The 22,228-nt window shown below is 53.6% G+C and carries 18 protein-coding genes and 4 tRNA genes; 8 read left to right on the plus strand and 14 right to left on the minus strand.

Features of this window, described 5'->3' with window-relative positions:
- Window positions 1-42: 42 nt before the first annotated feature.
- From Q0746_RS07045 to Q0746_RS07060, 4 genes are all read right to left on the minus strand, one after another.
- Entirely contained in the window at window positions 43-630 is a 588-nt protein-coding gene (locus Q0746_RS07045) for a hypothetical protein (RefSeq protein ID WP_298258657.1), read from the minus strand.
- 38 nt (window positions 631-668) lie between these two features.
- Complete coding sequence (locus Q0746_RS07050; protein WP_298258659.1) at window positions 669-1,958, minus strand: rhomboid family intramembrane serine protease; 1,290 nt, start codon at window positions 1,956-1,958, stop codon at window positions 669-671.
- 15 nt (window positions 1,959-1,973) lie between these two features.
- Window positions 1,974-2,366 carry an adenosylmethionine decarboxylase gene (gene speD / locus Q0746_RS07055; RefSeq protein WP_298258661.1) on the minus strand — a complete coding sequence of 131 codons (393 nt, stop codon included), beginning with the start codon at window positions 2,364-2,366 and terminating at the stop codon, window positions 1,974-1,976.
- Window positions 2,367-2,547: 181 nt separating this feature from the next.
- Window positions 2,548-3,408, minus strand: coding sequence for a hypothetical protein (locus tag Q0746_RS07060; RefSeq protein WP_298258663.1), 861 nt, complete (start codon window positions 3,406-3,408; stop codon window positions 2,548-2,550).
- Between the two features lie 1,359 nt (window positions 3,409-4,767).
- On the opposite strand from Q0746_RS07060, the gene Q0746_RS07065 reads away from it, so the two are divergent.
- Window positions 4,768-5,679, plus strand: a complete 912-nt coding sequence (locus Q0746_RS07065) for an HNH endonuclease (RefSeq protein WP_298258665.1) — start codon at window positions 4,768-4,770, stop codon at window positions 5,677-5,679.
- 106 nt (window positions 5,680-5,785) lie between these two features.
- Window positions 5,786-6,217, plus strand: a complete 432-nt coding sequence (locus Q0746_RS07070) for a DUF3010 family protein (protein WP_298258667.1) — start codon at window positions 5,786-5,788, stop codon at window positions 6,215-6,217.
- 79 nt (window positions 6,218-6,296) lie between these two features.
- Here the strand turns inward: Q0746_RS07070 and Q0746_RS07075 are convergent, their stop codons facing one another.
- The 6 genes from Q0746_RS07075 to Q0746_RS07100 all read right to left on the minus strand — a co-directional run bounded on the left by Q0746_RS07075 (window position 6,297) and on the right by Q0746_RS07100 (window position 11,894).
- Window positions 6,297-8,294 (minus strand): RNA 2'-phosphotransferase, encoded by a 1,998-nt coding sequence (locus Q0746_RS07075; RefSeq protein WP_298258668.1) that lies wholly within the window; start codon window positions 8,292-8,294, stop codon window positions 6,297-6,299.
- Window positions 8,295-8,299: 5 nt separating this feature from the next.
- On the minus strand, window positions 8,300-9,316 hold the full coding sequence (locus tag Q0746_RS07080; RefSeq protein ID WP_298258670.1) for a hypothetical protein: 1,017 nt from the start codon (window positions 9,314-9,316) through the stop codon (window positions 8,300-8,302).
- Between the two features lie 255 nt (window positions 9,317-9,571).
- Window positions 9,572-9,647: transfer RNA gene (locus tag Q0746_RS07085), tRNA-Gln, on the minus strand.
- A gap of 4 nt (window positions 9,648-9,651) precedes the next feature.
- Window positions 9,652-9,726 (minus strand) — tRNA-Asn (locus Q0746_RS07090).
- Window positions 9,727-9,851: 125 nt separating this feature from the next.
- Window positions 9,852-9,929 (minus strand) — tRNA-Pro (locus Q0746_RS07095).
- A 408-nt stretch (window positions 9,930-10,337) separates the two neighbouring features.
- A complete protein-coding gene (locus Q0746_RS07100; protein ID WP_298258672.1) occupies window positions 10,338-11,894 on the minus strand; it encodes an RNA-binding protein in 1,557 nt (518 codons plus the stop codon).
- A 175-nt stretch (window positions 11,895-12,069) separates the two neighbouring features.
- On the opposite strand from Q0746_RS07100, the gene rtcR reads away from it, so the two are divergent.
- The 5 genes from rtcR (at window position 12,070) to Q0746_RS07125 (ending at window position 17,259) form a co-directional block, all read left to right on the plus strand.
- On the plus strand, window positions 12,070-13,644 hold the full coding sequence (rtcR, locus tag Q0746_RS07105) for an RNA repair transcriptional activator RtcR (protein WP_298258674.1): 1,575 nt from the start codon (window positions 12,070-12,072) through the stop codon (window positions 13,642-13,644).
- 274 nt (window positions 13,645-13,918) lie between these two features.
- Window positions 13,919-15,052 carry an RNA ligase RtcB family protein gene (locus Q0746_RS07110; RefSeq protein ID WP_298258676.1) on the plus strand — a complete coding sequence of 378 codons (1,134 nt, stop codon included), beginning with the start codon at window positions 13,919-13,921 and terminating at the stop codon, window positions 15,050-15,052.
- Window positions 15,049-15,690, plus strand: coding sequence for a peptide chain release factor H (prfH, locus tag Q0746_RS07115; protein ID WP_298258678.1), 642 nt, complete (start codon window positions 15,049-15,051; stop codon window positions 15,688-15,690). Before Q0746_RS07110 ends, prfH begins: the two co-directional genes overlap by 4 nt.
- Window positions 15,690-16,808: an AAA family ATPase gene (locus Q0746_RS07120; RefSeq protein WP_298258680.1), complete on the plus strand. Its 1,119-nt coding sequence runs from the start codon at window positions 15,690-15,692 to the stop codon at window positions 16,806-16,808. Before prfH ends, Q0746_RS07120 begins: the two co-directional genes overlap by 1 nt.
- Window positions 16,809-17,097: 289 nt before the next feature.
- Window positions 17,098-17,259 carry a hypothetical protein gene (locus Q0746_RS07125; RefSeq protein WP_298258682.1) on the plus strand — a complete coding sequence of 54 codons (162 nt, stop codon included), beginning with the start codon at window positions 17,098-17,100 and terminating at the stop codon, window positions 17,257-17,259.
- Window positions 17,260-17,520: 261 nt separating this feature from the next.
- On the opposite strand, the gene Q0746_RS07130 is transcribed toward Q0746_RS07125, so the two are convergent.
- Window positions 17,521-17,595: transfer RNA gene (locus tag Q0746_RS07130), tRNA-Gln, on the minus strand.
- An 80-nt stretch (window positions 17,596-17,675) separates the two neighbouring features.
- Here Q0746_RS07130 and Q0746_RS07135 point away from each other — a divergent pair.
- A complete protein-coding gene (locus Q0746_RS07135; protein ID WP_298258684.1) occupies window positions 17,676-18,863 on the plus strand; it encodes an NAD(P)/FAD-dependent oxidoreductase in 1,188 nt (395 codons plus the stop codon).
- Window position 18,864: 1 nt separating this feature from the next.
- Here the strand turns inward: Q0746_RS07135 and kdsA are convergent, their stop codons facing one another.
- From kdsA to Q0746_RS07150, 3 genes are read right to left on the minus strand one after another with little or no spacing between them, the layout of a single operon-like run.
- Window positions 18,865-19,698, minus strand: coding sequence for a 3-deoxy-8-phosphooctulonate synthase (gene kdsA, locus Q0746_RS07140; protein WP_298258686.1), 834 nt, complete (start codon window positions 19,696-19,698; stop codon window positions 18,865-18,867).
- Window positions 19,699-19,703: 5 nt separating this feature from the next.
- Entirely contained in the window at window positions 19,704-21,416 is a 1,713-nt protein-coding gene (locus Q0746_RS07145; protein WP_298258688.1) for a capsule biosynthesis protein, read from the minus strand.
- Window positions 21,394-22,053, minus strand: coding sequence for an ATP-binding cassette domain-containing protein (locus Q0746_RS07150; protein ID WP_298258690.1), 660 nt, complete (start codon window positions 22,051-22,053; stop codon window positions 21,394-21,396). Before Q0746_RS07150 ends, Q0746_RS07145 begins: the two co-directional genes overlap by 23 nt.
- Between the last annotated feature and the right edge of the window lie 175 nt (window positions 22,054-22,228).

The raw sequence follows: 22,228 nt of genomic DNA on the forward strand, positions 1-22,228 counted from the left end.
AGCAGGGCGAACCGGTACTGGGCCTAAATAAGTGGAAAGGTCTTATTTACCCGAACGTGGACCGCCCGAACGCGCCGAGGATGGCGCACGGTAGTTGCCGCGTGGCGTCGTTTTACGGTTGTTGAAGCTGCCTTTCGACACGCCCGCTGCACGTTGACGGCCAATCAAGCTGCCGATCAATGCGCCAGCCAAGAAACCTGTACCAGAGAAGCGCAAGCCAGAAGAGTTGCCCGAAGCATCCGTCGCAATCAGACGGTTGTTTTCTTCATCAATCTCAACGGTGAATACTTTGCCTTCGTTGGAATCTTGAATGCCATTCCCGTTGGCGTCAGCAAAGCCCAAGAATCTTGCGTCCTTTTGAACTTCCAGACCAAGCGTATTGTCGTAGAAGCGAGGATCAGAATTCAAAATGGAAGTATAGAACCGCGTAAATTCGGTCATTTGGTCTTCGGAAACTTCAGTCACGCCCTGATTTCCAAGGTGGCCTTGATATTCCTGCAACGCATATTCAGTGCGATCAAGAACTTGCCCCAAATCTGCGGTTTGCTCTTTGCTATCGCCAAAAAACATCGAATATCCGACAAAGCCAACGACTGCGACGATGGCCAGTGTTTTAATGTTTCCAAACATAATTTTCCCTCAGAAACTGTTGTACGTATTAGCTCACATTATTGTGTTAATGAACACGACCACCACACCTGATGCAATGAAGGATTGTAATATCCTTCAAGTGATCCGCATTTTATGAACCCTTGCGCTTCTAGTGCCACGGCGTTTTCTTCAGAGATGTCGCTCGGGATGGCCAACACAACCATCCGAGCGGATTTTTTCGCTGCTTTCTCCAAGGCGTAATCCAATCCCGCCATGCCGACGGGCCGCTCTTCCCACACCAGTCCCATGACGTTCTTGGTCTCGGGTTCAGGAGCGACGTCATTGATGGCCAACCCTGTGTTCGTCGAAACGGGTTCTTCACCTTCTGGTTCATACTCTGGGTTATTAAGCCCATACACGATCTTTGCCTCGGAAGGGTTATGGTAGTCTGGGACTTTCAGCTCCACGACGGCACCGAAGTCCTCATACATCTTATGCGCACCTGCATAAATATCGCGCCCGAAGTCGCGGTAGTCGCTGGTGGCGATGAATATTTTGCGTATGCCGAAATCCTTCAGCTTCCCTAGTAAGTCGTTGAGCATTTGACTGCCCAGCCCAGTTCCAAGGTGGTCTTGATCCAGATAGGTCCACGACAGCCATGCAATGTCATGCACTTGTTCATCCAGACTATAGCCGGTCACGCCAATGACCTCGCCCTTTTGCATCAGGACAAACATCTGCTCCAAGCCGCCGTCAAAGAATTCGTCTTCGGCTTCCTTTGCATCATCACTATCGGTCTGATCGATGATCGAAACCACCTTCGCAATATGGACGTGCTGCATAGGTTTCAGCGTCGGGGATTTACTGCCGAAAAGTTTTTCAAACATAACAAAGGATCCTCCAATTAGGGCTCCGGAAATATGGACATATACGGCGAAAGTTTGGGAAAGATAAAGCCACTCCGACACCAGCAAAACAAAAAGACATGCGCTGAACACGAAGAAAGACCCTCTGGTGCGATCCGCCAAAACTCCGTAACTCAAAAGCCCGTATGAAATCCCAGATGCCCCGACAAATTTCGGCCCAGAGATATAGAATTGCGCAATCGTTCCAAGCAGAACACAGGCCAGTATCAAGACAAGGGTGCGCCTTCGGCCCAAGCGCGGCTCGGCGAACAGCCCGCCGAAAAAGATGACCAAAATGTTGCCGCCCAGATGTGACAGATCCCCATGCCGCAGAACTCCTGCGAAGGCATCCCCTAGCCCATCTTGATACCGCAAAGAATGCGTGGCCCCCGTCATGGCATAGGCCCCAAGCAGCAGCACAATCACGCCGGTGGTTACGACAAAGTCGCGCAGCTCACTCACGTGACTTTGCCTCGATCAACGGGAATTTGTCAGCGCAGACATGGTGCCACGGTGAATCATTTGTACCTGCTCTTGCTGCGGGTCAAAGTAGTCTTTGAGCACGGCCAAACTCAGCCGCGCATCGACGTCCCCACACATGAAGATGTCGATCGCAGCATAGTTATTCTCGGGCCATGTATGGATTGAGATGTGAGATTCTGCCAACAAAGCAACCCCTGTGAACCCATAGCGGTCCCCAAAGTCATGAACATTCACGTCCAACACGGTTGCGCCTGCTGCCTCGGCCGCTGCACGTAAAACTGTGACCGCATCGGCGCCATCAAACAATCGAGATGCCCCATAAAAATCCGCGATCAGATGCTGCCCAAGTGCATTGGGGGACATTTCATTCGTCGGCACGTTATTCATCGTAAATTTCTTCCCTCGTAATGCTCTAGACCTGACGTGCCAACCGCCGTCTGTCAATTCCTTAACAAGCGATGCGGATGACCACAGCTTTAGATCTACTCCACATACTGGTGCATAAGGAGCAAACTGATAACATTCAGAATTCACGAAGAGAGAAGGTTACCTAGCATTGGCGTGGCTTCTAATTTGCGCCCAAGACAGGCACATCGTCCATCGTGCATTTCTCAAAGACATATTCGTCAATCAAGGGCCGCAGAACCTCGTCGCTTATGTCCTCGCGGGACCAGTCTTTGAGATGTTCCAGCAAAACGGGGTCGTCAGAGATACCACGACGACCAGGGCCAAAGTGGAAGTGATAATCAAGGTTCCTCAAGCACCTGTTCGAACCAGCCATCGTCCCCACGTGAAACCCAAATCCATAGGGCGTCTTCGGTCGGCGTTCGTCATATGTCATGTTGAGACTAAGACTATGAGCAAAGGCTTTGCCATTTTTCACGAACACGACTTCGCTGCTCAAGAGGGTTAACTTACGCGATCCGTAGATGCCTTTGGGATGAAATCGACCCAGAGACACCATCATGCTGTCGTAGAGTTCTTCGTCGGTTCGGTCACCCAATCCACCGCTAACTTCTTCTACCACAGGCATCGCTTCGACCATTCTGGCGTATTCAATGTATTTGCGCGCCGCTTCTTCGCGCGTGTAACGTCCGCGGCGTTCTAAAGCGTTGATACTTTCAACATAGCCTTGGCTGGACCAATAACTGACACGCGCGTTCGGGAACTCGAGCACGTTATCCCCCAGCAACAGCGTCGCGCGGCCATTGAATGAAGGGGCATGACGCGTCCACATTGTTCCGTCGTCGTCAACCTTGTAAACAACAGGAGGGAATTCATAATTCTCGCTACGCGCTTCTAACTCTTGCGCGCTATGCATAACGCCCAAGGTAATGGCTTGATCCAGTCCGCCGAAAAGCAAATACGCAAAGATGCTAACGAAAACCGCCGCGGTGGACGTCATGATGATGAAGTCTTTATCTAGCATTGGCGTGGCTTCTAATTTGTGCGTGTTCAGAATTAATATAGGCACTATCTTCTGCATTAGCATAAAGGGTGTCGAAGGCTGCAATTACGCTCTCCGTGTACTTCATACGATCACTCTTTTCGGTGACATTGCCGGTGTTGAAGGGGAAGAGGTACTTATTGTAAGGCGTTTCAGTAATCCGCAACCAACTATACAAAACCGCGCAATCGACGCACCACGCACCATACAGAGGCGAGAAATACATCGTTTTTTCAAGAAAATTCAGTGTTCTTGTAACGGGAGCGGTTTACTCAGTCGCTTAATTAGTAGCCTTTGCAAAAAATGCCCTTTGATGGGGCTAAAAACTAGGTCAACCAATTGGATGAGAATTTTGAGGAAGTCCTAGGGGCCATCGCTGATGCCGAATGGGCCCGGTCACTCAGCCGCTGGAATAAACTTGGCCCCGACTTGTTGCTTCCAAACCAAGAAGAGAGGGATGAAATTGTTGTGGCCATTCGACGGCTGCTCAAATCAACATGATCTTGGGTTATGGCGGAGTTGCATGATGATCAGAGGCAGAAACAGATCGCTAAGGAAGCTGTCAGCATAGATCCGACTTCTCGATCTTGACCAGACTATGTGATGAAAAGAGCATCAAGATGAGTGTCGTCGTTGCGGCACTTGAGGTGGAGGTCAAGTAGTCTTCAGGACGATCCTGCCCCGGGTATTTTCAAAACGAGCTAAGAATTTCAACTCGCAACCCGGTTTGGGCTGGTCCATATGTTCGAATGAACCCGTAGGTTACCAATAGTAGTGACGCGGCTTACGGCTGGTTGACTATGTGAGGTTGCCAGGATCGCCGCCTTTCAGCAGTTCCAGCTCACGCTTCCGCTCTGTGCGCCGCGAAGGGCGCGTATGAAGAAGTTTGTCGAGCCAACGCGGCCAGTTTGGAGCCAGCGTACATCTTCAGCCGCAAGCTTGAGACGGCGCTCAAGTCCTTTGGTTGAATAGCCTTTGTTCCGGTCAGAAATGCGCGACCGTTTTCGTTTGTATTGGGCCATGTCGAGGCCTTTCATGCAGTTTCGTTACTACATGGCGTTCTCCAATTCTGTGGTTTTCGGGCTCACCGCTGGCCGTGCATCCGCCAGCCGCACTAAATATGGCTTGGTAAAAGTTCGCGCAAAAGAAATCTCGCAGCTGCAGGACTCTTCAGTTGTTCTTTGCACATTCCCGTGACGGATCCGCACTTCTTCATAACATCAGATGAAGGGAAACAGGTCGCATAAAACGGGCAATATGTTTCCGCCATGGCGTGATCCAAAAATGTCGTTCACGTCCTCCTTGCTGTCTATCGGGTTGGCAGCCTAGACCTTTCCAGTCATGTTCCAAATTATGGCATTTGGCGTATTCATCCATCGTACAGACTCAATCTACGACGACGTACCGTCGGAGCGATATCAGTTCCCAAAGCAGTACCTGACGCGTGTTCAACGGTGTAAGGGTGATTGGATTGTCTATCTCGAACCCAGCAAGGTTAAGAACACCAAGGGCTACTTTGCGGTCGCCAAAGTTCAGGACGCAATCCCCGACCTAAGGAATGCGGGCATGCACCTGGCTGTGATCGAACCGGGGACATATCTCGACTTCGGCGATCCTGTACCCTTTCGTGATGCAGATGATGTTGTCGAGCAAGGCCTTCTCAATGACCTTGGTAAGATTTCAGGGCGTGCCCAGGCGGCTGTACGACCACTTTCATCAACAGACTTTGCCCGGATTGTTGAGCGTGGCCTTGGAACCGGCGACGACATTCTCCCTCGGATCGGTCAAGCTGGTGCAGAGGTTGGTTTCAAAGAGGATCAGACACCTTTTCAATTGCCGTCTGCACGGGAGCGCGTCAATCAATTGACGAGCAGAACTGTTCGCGACCGGAATTTTCGAAAGAACGTTCTCCGCGCATACGGCGAACGATGCGCTATCACTGGATTGCGGCTGATCAACGGTGGTGGCCGTGCAGAGGTCGAAGCGGCGCACATTAGGCCAGTCGAACATGATGGCCCCGACATCGTTAGTAACGGAATGGCACTATCTGGTACAGCACACTGGATGTTCGATAGGGGGCTGGTAGGGTTATCAGATGAATTAGAGATCCTGGTCTCAAGGCAAGCTAACGACCCTGATGCTGTGAAATCCATGCTCAACAGTTCAGGCCACCTTTTGGTACCTGGACGGCCAGCGGAACGACCACGTGCAGAATTTGTGGCTTGGCATCGAGAACACTGTTTCAAACATTGAGGTTTCGCGCGCCTAAGCCTGCGCTAGAAGGCAATCATAGGCATGGATTTGAATGCGTAAGTCAGAATGCGTGTTAGTGTGGCCTTGTCACGTGAGGGAGTAACACATGAGAGTTTGTGGATGTGAGATATCGGCACAGGAGGTTCGGCTTGCCGTTGTCTACCTGAATGATGAAGGCGACGTGGAAATGCTTCGCTTGAAGGCCACACGAATAGAGCTTGAGGATGACACGTCCGAGGCCGATCTTCGATCATTCTTAGCGGATCTTCAGGAATTTTGCCGAAAGCATGAAATCGATACCTTCGTTATCAAGACGCGCGCCAAGAAAGGCCGCATGGCAGGTGGAGCGGTATCCTTCAAAATCGAAACTCTGATTCAACTCATTGAGGGCTGCGAGACCAAGTTCGTAAGTCCGGTCGCGCTCGCGCACTTTGCCAAGAAAGATCTTGAAAAATATCCAGAGAAGCTTCCGGTTTATTTAAAGAACGCCTTTCTTGCCGGCGCTTATGCTTTGACGAAGTCAGGGTTTTTAGCCTAGCGAAGATCGTGAAATTCAGCACAATCAAGCTTATGCAGGCACATATTACTCTTCAATGATGGGAACCCCAAAAGGGGCGCTACCTGCGCCCCTTCTTTTTCTTGTTCATCCAAAATGGAGGTACATCACCCGCCATCATGCAGCCGTAAGGGTCGATGTAATCGACAATATCAGCCAGACCAAAGCTGTCGATCTGACGCACGACATTGGCCGCATTTTTGTACGACGACGGCAGTTCCGACGCATCAATGCCACCGGCGGGAAAGCGGATATCCAATCCCGCCGTTTCAGCCGCCAAAGCCTGCTCTGCCGTCATATCCCCCATCCGGCGCTTGTGCTCGGATCGGGAAAAGTTACGGCCCGCCCCATGCGGGGAAAAGCCCAAAGCATGATCGGCATCTGACCCACGCACGACCAAAACAGGCTCGGACATGTTCAGCGGGATCAGTGTCAGACCCGTCGCATCAGCGGCATAATCACCCCAAGCTGGCGTCGCCCCCTTGCCATGATAGAACAGATCACCGCGCTTAAAGACGAAGTTGTGCTCGTTCCAAAACCTCTCACCCGGTTGTGCGCTGGACCCTTCCACAGTCGCCTGATGGATGGCGTTGTGGTTGGCCTTAGTCCATTTGCGGATCAGTTGCAGAGCAGCCCAGTAGTCCTGACCATCCTGCGTATCCGCTGGAATCCAAGCATTCTGCTTCAGCGTGTTTGGCGATAGCTTCTTGCGGTACTTCTCCGCTACTTCCATTCCCAGCTTGTACAGAACGGCCCCTGGCCCACGCGACCCGTGGTGGGTCACGATGGCCGTGCGTCCGCTGTTGCGGGACTTGCCCACAAACAAGAAATGGTTGCCATCGCCTTGCGTCCCCAAATGCTCCACTGCCATGCGGAGGATCTTAGGATTGCTCAAAAAGCGGTTCTCACGAAACCCGTCCATTAGGTTTTGCGACAAGGTAAAGCGTTTGCCGTTCTGCCGCCCGCCGGGACCAAAATGCGTGACCTTCTCTGCCGCATCCAGCACCGCTTTAGGTTCAATCTCACCCAAATCGGTCATCATGACGGAACAACAGATATCAGCCGAGTGCATACCCGGATGGATCGCATTCTTAGCTGCAACAACCCCGCCCACTGGGATCGTGCCCATTGGACCAGCGGGGCACGCATCAGGCATCACCGCAGCAGACACAACAGTCGGTGTGCGCATAACAGCCATCATCGTGTCGCGCACATCGGCAAGGTTCTTTACCTCATCCGCATCGTCAGACGCTTCGATGTTGAAATGAAACGGCACATCACCCGCCTTTTGCAAAGGGATCGTTGGGGGTGGCGGAGGGGGTTTCATCCCTTCCAGCTTGGCCCTGATCTGATCCTCACTATAGCCAGCGGCAAGTCCCGCTTGGGCAATTTCCAGAAGGCGACCGAACTCCTTGCTAGGAATATGGCCCCAAGCCTTAAGCGTTTCACCTGTAATTTCTATCTGTGTCATTGTTTTCTCTTCACCCGCTGAATAATCAACGCTTTTTTCAATTTTCAAATATGCCGTAGGCACGTGATCCGTCAGCCAGACACCATTGTCGGCCTGATAGAATGCGTACCCGGCTCGGTGCATTTCACCCGCAGCCACAATCAAGATCACCGGCGCACCATGGCGCGCGCCAACCTTGAGAGCCGTTTGCGGGTCACCCGATAAATGCACCTGCTGGCGAGACATCGGGCGCAGCCCATCAGTCATGATCGCCGTGACGGTCACCTCTGCTGTACCATGGTAAAGCCGCGATGGCGGTTCAATCGCTTCCACACCGAGATCAACGGCAATCGAATGTCCTTGAGCGGCACGGATTTGGTCGCCCGTATCCGACAAGCTAAGCCGTTTTTTGTCATTGGTTTCCACAATTTCGACCAGTTGAGCTTGGCTTATGGGCAGGTCGTGGTCGGCCAATGCCGTCAGCAACACTTCCACCGCAACCCACCCCTCTGAATCGGGCGTTAGGTCAAGCTTCTCGGGCGTATGGCGCAAAACCTGCGCTAACAACCTGCTCACTTTTTGCAGGTGTTTTTTCTCTTTGTTTGTCATCTTCTTTAACTCTCTTGGGCGGACAGATTTCCGACCCATTTCTTGTGATAATACGTCATGCGCCATTGCACGGATTTCGCTTTGTCATTGGTCAGCGACATGACCAAACCGTCGCCTTCAGGTGCCCCGACCGTGATCAGGTAATCAGCGGCCAGACTACGCAGTTTGGCGCTTTTGTCTTGACCGGCATGGCGCAGCACCATCGCACGGGTATCCGATGAGACCTCTACCGCGCGTTTTTCGCGACGCGGTACTTTCTGGCGCTGGTTGAAGACCTTGTCATGCCACACCCAATCAGAGCCTTCGGTCCAACGGGCATGGCCTGTCAGCAAAGTTTCGACTGCAACAGCGCGTACAAATACCGATTGTGCACACAGCGCCAAATCGGGCAAAGCCCAATCATAGTCAGGACTGCGCAGAAGTTGCCGTAACGAACCTCCCAACGGCCCAGTTGCGGTTTCCATGAACGTCGCTTTGACGACCAACGGCCAATCACGATACGCCGCCAACATCTGCGCCACTACAGCACCACCGCGTTCCCAACGGGCAACACGGTCCAGCACAAAAAGGCAAAGCGGGACCAACTCCTCCTGGCTCAACTTTGGCAAAACAGCCTCAAGTCGAGAAAAAGCGGCTTTGCGAACTTTAGCTGCCCAATCGTTGCGCCGCAGCAAAAGTGCCGTTAGCGCGGCGGTATCCTCCATTGGTGCAACCCGCACAGCGCGCGCGCGGAGACGCCCATCAGCGGCATGTATTACAAGCAACCCTAAGGAAGGATTTCTGGAAAATTGCACCCCCCAATCAACAGGGCCTGATTTGGCAATCCACGACACCACCCTGGAAGCAGCTCGCACAGGCGCACGATACGCTTTGCTCCGAAACGGCTGATCAAGCTGGGCCACTTGTTGCGGGCTTAGTAACTTGCGACGCTCTTCAAACAATGACAGCGCAAACGGATCAAGCTTGCCATTTGCGGCCTGCCATGCGGCATCAAATCGAGATATGTCTTGGTTCAGTTTCATCTTCTTCACTCTCAAATCAAGCCACACGCAGAACAAGGCATTTGCAGGATGAATTTCCGCCACCAGATTGCTCTGGGCTGGGGTTGAACCAGCACGGGCCCGAGGGCCCTACCCATGAAGGGCTGCGTCTACCTGTAATCCTGCAGGCATTTCTGACTATGGTCCCGGGGGACGAGGATGCGTGAGATGGGTTTCCCCGACCGTTTTGAGCGATGTAATCCCACGGGCATTCCCCCGGTTGCTTCCTTTCGTTCTTGGCTGGAAGGGCAGGACTCGAACCTGCAACACACGAGATCAAAACCCGTTGCTCTACCAATTGAGCTACCTTCCAATATTGGCTCGGCTGGTAGGGATCGAACCTACGACATCCTGATTAACAGTCAGGCGCTCTACCACTGAGCTACAGCCGAATAAATCTTTGGTGGAAGACAAGTGATTGTGAGACGTTTTCCCCAGATGCGTTCGCGTCTGGTTCGGCGCGACTCGAACGCGCTTTCAACCGATGTAGTCCCACAGGCATTCCTCCTGTTAAGTTTGGTCAGGGATGGAGGATTTGAACCTCCGACTTCCGCAGTCCAAGTGCGGCACTCTAACCAGCCTGAGCTAATCCCTGAGTTTTGGTCCCTGGCGACAAGGAAAGGGTGAAACATTACGCGCTCTATCCGCTGAGCTATCCCGCCATGGTAGCAGGAGTGGGATTCGAACCCACGACCTCGACATCCACAATGTAGTTCCAACCAGCATTCGCCAGGGATGATTTCGGGTCCGGCAACAAGGGACGGTGAAATGGCATGTGCTCTACCAACTGAGCTACAATCGCTTTGTGCGCGAAGGGTGGGGCTCGAACCCACGACAAAATGTATTTCCACCAGCATTTGCCGGATTGTATTCCTTTCAACTCGTTTCAAGCAGTTGACGCTTTCACGTCTGTGTTCAATTGGTTGGGTCAGGCGGACAAGAAATCCGTGAGACGGGACATTAACAGATGTAGTCCCACAGGCATTCCGCCTGACCCTATGTTTTAGACCTCCACAGCTTTGATTTGGCCGACCCAGTGGTCTGACCCCATCTTATCGTTCGCGAAGGCCGCGATCTGGTCAAAGACCGTGTCCGAGAACCCGCCAATGTTCAGCACGTCCTCACGCTCTTTCGCTTGCGTGGTCCCGTAAGGGGCGATGTCGATACAGACCAGTTTGGCCTTGGGGTTACGCTTTTTGAGCTTTTCCCACGCTCGCATCATCACCGTCCCGTTGTTCCCGTAAGCTGCATGCGCCCACGACTGGTTGTCGGACACCATGATTACCAGATCAGGGGCACGCCCCTTTGCCAGCAACCAATCAAGCGGTGCCGCACAGTTTGTCCCGCCGCCCCACTGTTCTGCCAAACGCGCGGCGTTAGTCAGAATGGTGTCGCGTGGTTCCAACCGCAGATCACGCACCTTGTCCTCAAACGGCAATACTGTTGCCGATGGGTTTTGGCGCAGGATCGCCGCAGAAACGAGACCTGCCACATCCACAAAACGCGTCACCGTGGTGGCCCCCTTGCGGAAACCAGTCACAGCGCTAGACATGGACCCAGATACATCTGGGCAGACCACGACCTGACCGCGCAGTTTTGGTACGTTACGCACCGAAAGCTCCATGGCGTCATGCAGCGCATTCCGGATTTCCACCGGCATATCAGCAGACAACGCCTGATAGGCGGTCATCAATTGGTATGGGAACACCCGCGCTTTTGCGATCTTGTTAGGATCACGCAGGGTGGCCGCAATATGCGCCCGCATCTTTGGCAAGGCCAACACCCCATGACGCTGAAACGTGTTCAGATTCATACGGGTCATCTGCCAAGAAGCGTTTTCAGCGATCTTTGACCACTGCTTGGTGGACAAAGACAGCTGCGTCAGCATCTGGAATGGCACGTTAGGAACTGCCCCCTTGCCGGTTTCCTTAAACCGGAGGAAGTCCTGCACAACCGCTGGCAGCAACGAGACATCACATGGCCGCCCGATGATCCAAGCAAACAAAGCTTCACGCGCTTGATTGGCCGGCTTTGGGTGCACCATCTTGATCACATCCGCCAAGGACGGATCGTTGCCGATATTGGCCTGCAAGATCGTCCGGTCGGACGCCTCATTCAGCCAGTTGGCCACCATCCGCTTTGGCGCAGAGCCAAGCGATTTCCGTCCCGTCTGCCCAGATCGCATGATCTGCACGAATGTCCGCAGCATTTTGCCGTTGTCCACAACCCGTCCGAAAACACGCTGGAACAAGATCGGATCACGCCCAGCCAGAACTGCCAGCAAAAAGGCTGGCATGTCCTTCATATGCCCGGATTTGCGGGTATAGACGGCGGTTTGCGCCAAAAATGACGGATCAACCTTATTTGCCAATTCCAAGGTGCGGGATAGTTCCTGCATCGGATCTTGGTAGTATGTTGCACCAAAGGTCCCAGTCATCGCGACTTGGGCCAGGGCATGTGCATCAGAATATCGGTAGGCCGGTGCACCCGCAGCGTTTTGGGTATTGGTTGCAGGAAGCAACCGGCCTTTGATTGATGCAAACACGGATTTGTTTGCCATTTCTTTCATCCTTCACTTGGTTTGTGAGGAAGTTTTCGCCGGTTTTTGCTGAAACGAGAAGAAAAAACGAATTAGACGTAAGTTATTGTTTTTGAACCGCAAATTACGATTCGAGAAACTTTGACGTCAAAATGGCGATTGATATATATCGCCATTTATCCATATAGATAACCTTATGAAAAAGAACGTGGTCATTGGCTTTCTGGGAACGAATCTGGATGCAGGCAAACGCCGGCGTTGGCGGCCTTCTGTTCAATTGGTCGAGCATAGTGATTTTCCGGTGGATCGCTTCGAATTGATCCATTCCGCGCGCTGGTCAGGGCTGGCCGAAAAGATCAAAACCACAATTGAGTATACCAGCCCCAAAACCGAAGTCTTGCTTCAACCCATGGAGATCCGCGATCCTTGGGACTTTGAAGAAATGTACGGCGCGATGTTCGATTTCGCTAGAAACTATGGCTTTGACGACGAACGTGAAGACTATCACATCCATCTAACGACAGGCACACATGTCGCCCAGATTTGCTGGTTCTTGCTGGCAGAGGCCCGTCATATTCCCGCCAAGTTGATCCAGACTGGTCCGCCACGTGGAGAAGACGAAGGTCCCGGCAGCCTACAAGTCGTTGACCTGGATTTGTCGCGCTACAACGCGTTGCAGCAGCGTTTCGATCTGGTCAGCAAGGAATACAACACCCTGCTCAAGGGTGGTATCGACACACGCAACGCAGCTTTCAACACGATGATTGAGCGCATGGAGGTCGTGACGTCAAACTCTGATGCTCCTTTGTTGCTGATGGGGCCAACAGGGACTGGAAAGTCTGATCTTGCTGCAAGACTGTACGAACTCAAACTGCAACGTCGCCGGATCAAAGGTCGGTTGGTGCATGTGAATTGCTCAACCCTGAAGGGCGAACGCGCCATGTCGACGCTTTTTGGCCACCGCAAACAGGCGATCCCTGGGGCGGGTGCCGATCGACGCGGTTTGCTGCAAGAAGCCGACGGCGGTGTGTTATTTTTGGATGAAATTGATGAACTTGGTCTGGATGAACAGGCCATGATCCTGCACGCAATCGAAACGGGGAAGTATTTTCCATTAGGGTCGGACTATGAGGTTACCAGCCGCTTTCACCTAATTGTGGGGTCCAGCCGAGACCTTGCCGAAATGGTGGCGAAAGGTCGCTTCCGTGCGGATCTATTTGCCCGCTTGAACCTATGGACCTTTACCCTTCCAGCACTGCGCGACAGACCTGAAGATATCGCGCCCAACATCGCCTTCGAGATGGCCCGCGTTGAAAAATTGCTGGGTAATCGGATCACCTTTAACGCAGATGCGCAGATCGCCTATCAGAAATTCGCTACTGATCCGGGCACGTGCTGGCGCGGTAATTTCCGCGATCTGAGTGCGTCAATCCAGCGAATGTGCACCTTGGCTCCTCGTGGGCGCATCACGCACACGATGGTCACCGCCGAGATCGAGGCTTTATCGAAAACATGGCATCACGCTAGCAATGATCCCGATATGCAGCTCATCACAGAGCACCTCGGCGAAAGAGCTGCAAACATTGATGAATTCGACCGCGTTCAACTGGCTGCTGTCATCCGCGTGTGCAGACAAAGCGCCAGTCTCAGTGCCGCTGGCCGCCGCCTTTTCGCGGCTTCTCGGGCTGCAAAGGCAAGCCGGAACGATGCCGATAGGCTTCGCAAGTATCTTGAGAAGTTCGGACTGGATTGGGGCTCCTGCCAAAACTGAATGGTCGTTATGGATGTACAGTTGCTGATTAGCCACACAACTTGACCTGCGCAATATTGTGTTTGCCAGAATCCAACTTCGCGCCTAGATGAGCCCTCCAACCGGTCCGTGAGACCCAATTTGTAACCCCAGCTAGGAAAGGGCAACACATGACGCTTCATCGCAACGCCCTTCGGGGGCAGATCACCGCTTAAGCCGCAAACCGGCCTTGTGTGATCTCATTCACTGACCTTGTGGTCAGCATATCTACATTATGAATATTGGGTATTACTCCATGGGCAATTCTGTCTTGGATGGCCGTATGTCTGCTGCGAACAGCGACTGCGCCATCACTAAATTCTATACGTCTGCAGCTTGGATCGAGGGCCGCGCTGAACAACAGCTCGAACACGTTGCCGGATGGTCCGGCGTCCGTAAAATCGCCGCCTTTCCTGACCTGCACCCCGGAAAGTACGGGCCCGTTGGGTGTGCCGTATTGGCGGATCGCATCTTTCCGCAGTTGATCGGCAACGATATCGGCTGCGGCATGTCCTTGTTCCAGCTTGATTTGCCTTTGCGCAAATTCAAGATGGAAAAGGCGGTGCGCCGCATACGCGTGCTGAGCGAGTCGGTAACCGACGACACTGGATGCCGCTTTGAGGAAATTGGCCTGCAACCAGACCTGTTCGCGTCGTCTCTCGGCACGATTGGTGGTGGCAATCACTTTTGCGAAGTGCAAACGCTGGTCGAGAGCGAGGCTGACCTAAACCTAGACAAAACGGTGACCTACCTGCTTGTCCATTCGGGATCACGTGGTTTTGGGAACGCCGTTCTGGGCGCGATCCCGCAGGGCGCATTTTCAGGGATGCATCCCGATGACGCGGCCGCACATGACTACGTGCAAAGCCATGACAAGGCGGTCCTATGGGCTAGCCTAAATCGCCGGATCATAGCTGAACGCGCGGCCGAGGCATTGCGTACGGACCTGCATCTGATTGCGGATGCGCCGCACAATCTACTGACGCGGGATGTTGATGGTTGGTTGCACCGCAAAGGGGCGGCAAGTGCTGCCTCTGGTCTTGTTCCACTGGCCGGATCGCGGGCAACACCCAGCTACCTTTTGCGCCCAATGCATCAACCAGATGCCTTGATGTCCACGGCTCATGGGGCGGGTCGCCGCTATGATCGATCTTCCATGCATGGTCGGGTGCGGTCTAAGCGATCTGATGTCGAAGCAATGCAACGAACGTCCTATGGCAGCCGCATCATTTGTGAAGATCGTGACTTGTTGATTGAGGAAGCGCCGCTGGCCTACAAATCATCGCAAAGTGTGGTGGCGGATCTGGAAGCAACCGGTGCAGCAAAATCAGCTGCAATGTTTCACCCGCTTTTGACCTTCAAGAAAACACGAAATGGAGGTCGGACATGAAACACTACATGCCAATTTCCCTTCTCATCACCAGTGGCAATGGACCTGCGGAATGCAATCAAGCTGTCGTAGGCATTTTGCAGCATATGCTGGATGAGGCCGCAGCGATCGGCCTTGATCTGGATGTGAACACCAAGCCTTCAAAGCATGGTGCAAAGTCCGCTGTGGTTGTTGTAAATGGTCTGAGCAATGATGCCTTTGCCCGACGCTGGTGCGGGACGATCCGCTGGCGTTCCAAAAGCACGTTACGACCGAACCACAAGCGCGCAAACTGGTTTGTTGGTGTTTTCCAATTGACGCGGAACGCCGCCCAAAAGGTTGTGGTTAACCCCAGCGATGTTGTGTTTGAGAGCTTCCGTGCAGGTGGCCCCGGTGGTCAACATCAGAACACGACAGATAGCGCAGTGCGGGCAACGCATCGGCCAACCGGATTGACAGCAGTTGCGCGTGAAATGCGGTCGCAGCATCGCAACAAGTCCCTGGCGCTTGAGCGACTACAGACCTTGATGAATGCGCAAGCCACAGCAGATTATGAGGCCCAGAAAAGCGATCAGAACCAACTCCACAACACGCTGGAACGTGGCAATCCTATCCGCTGCTTCAAGGGAACCAACTTTCGTGAGGAAAGGTGCCTGTGATGGACATGATTGATAACTTTTTAACCGATGCATTGAAAAGTGACCTCTTCGCTGGCGGTCTAGCTTTAGGTGCTTTTGGCATTGCCGTCGCGTCTTTGCGCGTCGGGATAACTGCGTTCTACAAGCTGGTCATGCGGCGGGTTTGGGTCAGCCTAACGCTGGACAACCGCAGCGCGGCTTATCGCCATTTTTGCATTTGGATGGAGCATAACAATGTGCTGTCCAAGTCGCGGCATGTGCGGATGACTGATGGTAGATGGTCCAGCGGCACAAAGGGATATGCACCAGCACCTGGACTGCATTGGTTTTTAAGCCAAGGTAAGATTTGCCGCCTTGAACGCGACATTGACGAGAAGTCCAAAATTGGGAATCCCCAGAATCAACGTCCAATGGAAACTTTACATGTCACTGTTCTATTCGGCCATGTTGCGACAATCCTTGGATGGATCGAGGCTGGACGACAAATCGCACAAACGAAAGATCGCATCGGCCCCGGGCTACACATCCTGAAAGGCGATTACTGGGATAATGTTGGAGATATCCCGCGCCGCTCCATAGATACAGTTGTGGTAGACGACGACCGCGTGCTCCGGGTCTTGGAAGACATGCGTTGGTTCTATTCAGCCAGCAACTGGTATGCTGAACGCGGTGTGCCGTGGCGTCGAGGATATCTGCTTCATGGCCCACCCGGCACTGGGAAATCTAGCCTAATCCGAGCGCTTGCGTCCGAGCTGTCTCTGGATATCGCAACTCTGGATGCTGGCAGGGCAACGCTGACAGATGATGATCTTCGTGAAGCGATGATTTGTGCGCCGAAACGCTCGTTGATCATGACGACGAACCATAAGGAAAAGCTGGACCCTGCTCTGATCCGACCTGGTCGTGCTGACGTGCATACCGAATTGGGGTTGGTGAATGCTAAAACGGCTCGGCAGTTGTTTGATCGGTTCTTCCCAGATGAGGCGATGCTTGCGGAGCAGTTTCAAGAAAGCCTGGGATCTCAGAAAGCTAGCCCAGCCGAAATTCAGGGCTGGTTGTTGGCAAACAGCTCTGATCCCTCAAAAGCCGCTCTTGCGACAGGTTTGTTGCGCGATCCGGACATCATGGCGGCAGAGTAAAGCATGCCGACTTGCGGTGCTGTGGCGCTCCTAAGCCGATCTTGGAGAATTTGATCTTAATGTCCGCTGTTGATTTTTTACCACCAAAGCTAATAGCAGAATTCTGTTTCAACCCCGTCCCCCACGCAAGTCCGATGTAGTCGCTACACACATATTTAAACCAACGCCCTGACAATTCATGTCGGGTGTTTTTGCGCGACCAATCGATACATCGTGAGACAGTTATGACTACCACAAATACCCGCGTACGCGGCACAATGAAGGTTCACGCCTTCAAGTTGGCGATATTGTGGATGATAAACCAATCACAGACCTCAAAGACGAACGCCTGATCGTGGAAGAGAAACGCGACGAGGCCAACTCAGCCGTATACTTCGACGCGAATGGCAACTTGATGCTGCAGAGCAGTGGGCACTACATGACGGGTGGCGGCACTCTTATGGTCTATTGACAGACAGTCAGTTGGAAACCGACCCAAAGCCGTTTGAGCCGCGTCTTCGGCTGATTGAAAGTCAGTTGCTCCGCCACCTGGGTCACCACTCTCAAAACCAGTTTGTAGTAGCGCTTTTAGAAACCCGCGGGGACCCCCCCGATCACTCAATATGCCTGATTACCTGAAACCTGTGCATGAAGTTGCGCTCTTACCCGACATAAATAGGGTTTCTCGCCGGACAAGTTGCGATTCACGCCGGACGGCACATTAGAAGAAGGTTGGCTGGGATGGTAGGATTCGAACCTACGATCTACTGTACCAAAAACAGTTGCCCTACCGCTAGGCCACATCCCAATACCGACTTGTGATTTAATGCGCCTTCCCATCTGCTGCAACCCTAAAAACACGCCTTGCTGCATCGAATTGTGCGGTTTATGCCCGAGCTTATGAATGCACAGGTTGTTATCATCGGCGCGGGGGCCGCGGGCATGATGTGCGCGCTGGAAGCTGCGCGTCGCGGGCGCTCTGTTTTGGTTATTGATCACGCAAAGGCCGCCGGGGAAAAGATTCGGATTTCGGGCGGCGGGCGGTGCAATTTCACCAATCTGGACATTCAGCCCGAACGCTTTTTGTCGCAAAACCCTCGTTTCGCGCTATCTGCCCTCAAACGTTTCACGCAGTGGGATTTTATTGCCATGGTCGATGCTGCGGGCATCCCATGGCACGAAAAGACCTTGGGGCAATTGTTTTGCGACCGCTCGGCAAAAGACATCATCGCCATGCTGTTGGACCATATGGAAACTGCTGGTGCCAAATTGATGTTGGGCACCACCGTGACAGATGTTGCCAAGACCGACGGCGGGTTCAGCCTGAACACCTCCGTAGGGCCCGTGAAATGCGAAAGCTTGGTCATTGCCAGCGGTGGGAAATCCATCCCGAAAATGGGTGCGACCGGTTGGGGGTATCAACTGGGCGAGCAGTTCGGCCTCCCTGTTGTTCCGACACGCCCTGCCCTTGTTCCGTTGACCTTTGCAAATCAGGATCTGATCAAAACCCAAGGGCTGGCCGGCGCCTCCGTGCAGGCAAATGTGTCATGCAATTCTGCCAGTTTCAGCGAAGGTTTGCTGTTCACCCACCGTGGGTTGTCCGGCCCTTCAATCTTGCAAGTGTCCTCCTATTGGAGCGAGGGCGATACGCTAACTGTAGACCTTGCCGCCGCCAGCAATGTGGGTGAAGCCCTCAAAACTATCCGGTCACAAACCGGCCGTATCTCGATAAAGAATGCATTAGCGCGGGTGATTCCCGAAAAGATTGCCGCCATGATCGTTGCCCAAACAGGCCACAGCGGAAACGTGGCAGATCAAAACAACGCCAGTCTAGACGCATTGGCCAATCAGGTGCACGCTTGGCGGGTGAAGCCTGTGGGCTCGGAAGGGTACCGCACCGCAGAGGTCACCTTGGGCGGCGTCAGCACCGAGGCCCTGAACTCCAAAACCATGGAGGCCAAGAATGTGCAGGGCCTCTACTTCATCGGCGAAGTGGTCGATGTCACCGGCTGGTTGGGCGGGTATAATTTTCAATGGGCATGGTCGTCCGGCTGGGCTGCCGGACAAGTGGCCTAACTTACACGCGGCAAGGGTTGGCTTTGGCCAGCGCGTCAAACTCCATCAGGTTTTTCATCAACTCTGGCATTTGGTGCAACGGAATCATATTCGGCCCGTCAGACGGGGCGCGATCAGGGTCTTCATGCGTTTCGATGAACACGCCAGCAATGCCCAAGGACACGGCCGCGCGGGCCATGACCGGTGCAAACTCTCGCTGCCCGCCCGAAGATCCGCCTTGACCGCCTGGCTGCTGAACCGAATGAGTGGCGTCCATAATCACCGGATAGCCGGTTTTGGCCATCGTCGGCAGGGACCGAAAATCCGCGACCAGAGTATTGTAGCCAAAGGACGCCCCGCGCTCGGTCAGCATAATGTTCTCGTTGCCCGTGCTTTCCACTTTGGAAATCACATTTGGCATGTCCCAAGGGGCCAAGAACTGGCCTTTCTTGATGTTCACCACGGCGCCGGTTTCACCTGCAGCGATCAACAGGTCAGTTTGGCGGCACAAGAACGCAGGTATCTGCATGACATCAACCGCATTGGCGACAGCGGCGCAATGCTCAGGCGCATGGACATCCGTTAAGGTCGGGCAGCCGATCTCGGCGCGTACTTCATCCATAACGCGCAGACCTTCGTCGATCCCGAGGCCACGTACCCCCGATACAGATGTGCGGTTCGCCTTGTCATAGCTGGCTTTGAAGACATAGCCCGCACCCGCCTCGGCGCAGGCCTTGGCCATGGCTTCGGCAATCATCAACGCGTGATCCAAGCTTTCAAGCTGGCAAGGGCCCGCAATCACGGTCAAAGGCAAATCATTGCTGCACTCAAGCGCGCCGATACGAATAGTTTTCATTGGGATTATACCTGTTCACGTAGGATGGAAGCGGTTAGCGAGACCATCAAGTAGATGCCTGCAAAGATCAAGAATGCCAATAGGGTGTTCTCGAAGGCGCGCGGGTATGTCGGCTCGTCTGGGGCGACAGGGCTGACCCCTACGGACAGGTAGCGCACCTGACGGTTCGCCTCCAATCGGGCCGCTTCGAACTGGGCTTCGGCAGCGGCAAGGAACTCTTGGCGCATCGCCAAATCCCCTTGGGCGACCATCAGCTCACCCGAAATACGCGCCAGAGAGCCCGTTGTTTCACTGCTAACGGTTAGCTGACCACGGTATTCGTCGATCAACTTTTGGAGCTCGGCGATCTTGTTTTCCTCAGCGCGGACCTTGGCTTGGTTGGGTCGTGGGTTCGCCAAGAATTGTTGCAAGGAAATGCGTGACGTCAGCAACTCGCTTTCCAGTTGGGTGATCTGCCCGAAAATGGCCTGCACTTCGCTTTCAGGACTTAGAACGCCCAATTTTTCCTGCAGTTCTACAATGCGGTCTTGTGCAGCACGCATCTTTTCCTCTGCTTCGATCCGGCTCTCGGATGCCCCTTGCATCTGGTCCCCGCGCAGACGTGAGGTCAGCTCGTCCACGCGCTCTTCGGCATAACTGATCAGTTTTTTGGAAAAGGCGGCAGATGTTTCTGGGTCCGCCGCACTCACTTCAAGCTTAATCACGCCTTCCGCAGGGTCATATCCGATCTGAACCTGCTTTTTGTACAAAGAGTATGCGGCCTCATTGGTGCTATCCATTTCAATTCGTTGAAGCGCATCAACGTTGTCTTGCGAGAAGTGGGATTTGAAGCCCTCGTCCTCATTCAGACGAAGCATGGCTTCGCGTGACTGCAAATAGCCTTGAACCGTAATACTATCTTGCGAGGTCGCCAGACCCGTTCCCGAAAACAGCCCGCCCAATTGTCCAGGCGATGATGCCTCCGCAGTTTGGATGGTGAATTCAGACTTCGTCGCATACATCGGCGTGGCGATCGCGTAGTAGTAGTAGCCCGCTACAAAGGCAGGCAGCATCACGAAGATCATCATACGAACCGCCAACATCGTCGCGCGGCGGCGGCGGCGTTTGGCAATGTCGCGCTGAATGGCCATGATGTCCGCGGCGCGCCGGTCCTCCGAAATCACTTCAGTGGAAGGCAAGGATGGTTTGGCCACAACCGTGGAAGGCAGTTGAGGTTTCTGAGCCGCGCCTGTCGCGGCCTCCTCCTTGCCCTCGGGGATCACCAGTTCCAGCATGTTGGAGCGCTTGAACGGGTCGATCCCCTTCTCACGCAGCAAGCGCACAGCATCATAATCCGATACCGGCGCCAGCCCTTGCTTTTGGGCCACCCGACGCGCCATGCGAAGTTGGCGGCCGGTCAAACCCTCGCGGCGAATGCCATCAATCACTTCAGCTGGGCTTTTCGGTTTTGCGTCTTCGACAGGCACCGGCTTTGCAGCAGCGCCAGCAGAATCTGCCGGGGCGGCCGCATCCACGGGGCGGCGGAAATCTTGTCCCTTGAAACCATCATCGGTGGTCGTCGCAAACATCAGCTCTTCTTTTTGCAACATGTCTGCCACAGCCGCATTGGTGCTGTCTGGCGCCGCAGCCTGCACCGTCGGGGCAGCCTTGGGAGTGGCGGAAGCCCCCCCTTCACTCCGGCGCAAACGATACTTTTTAGCTTTGGGTTTCGTAGTCATACAGACGTTTCGCTTCTTCTAAGGTGTCGAACATGACCAGCTTTCCTTGGCTCAGGACTGCGGCAGATCGGCAGAATTTTTCCAGCGTTTCAGCTTGGTGCGATACCACAATTACAGTGGCTTTCTTCAATCGGTCTTTCAAGATGGAGCCCGCCTTGCGGTTGAACTCTACATCTGTTGTGGCGGGCATACCCTCGTCGATCAGGTAGATGTCGAATTCCAACGCCAGCATCAAGGAAAAGGTAAACCGCGCCTTCATTCCCGACGAATAGGTCCCCACAGGCATGTCGAAATATTCCTCAAGCCCGCACAAGTAGCGGCAAAAAGCTTCGATGTAATCTGGGTCCAGTGAATATAGTTTGGCGATATAGCGTGCGTTTTCGCGGGCGGTATGTTTTGAAACCACCCCCCCCATAAAGCCCAGCGGGAACGAAATCCGCGAGGTCCGAATGATCTCGCCCTCGTCCGGCTTCTCTAGCCCTGCCATCATATTGATGATGGTGGTTTTTCCGGTGCCGTTTGGGGCCAGCACGCCAATAGAATGGCCCAATTCCACACGAAAAGAGGCGCGATCAAGAATCACCTTGCGCTGCGTGCCAGTCCAAAAGGATTTACTGACGTTTTGAAACTCAATCATCTTCGGGGAATCCCCCTACCTCATTATGCCCGTATGTGTCCCACGGATCGTTAGGCGCATTCTAGGTGCCCTTTAAGGCCGCATTATGTCGGATCAGGCCCCTGTAGTTCAACGCTATATCAGTAAATTCCCCGTAAACGAGACAAGACGGCACAAATAAATGCACCGTCTTGCC

The sequence above is a fragment of the uncultured Litoreibacter sp. genome (assembly GCF_947487515.1).
Taxonomy (GTDB): Bacteria; Pseudomonadota; Alphaproteobacteria; order Rhodobacterales; family Rhodobacteraceae; genus Litoreibacter.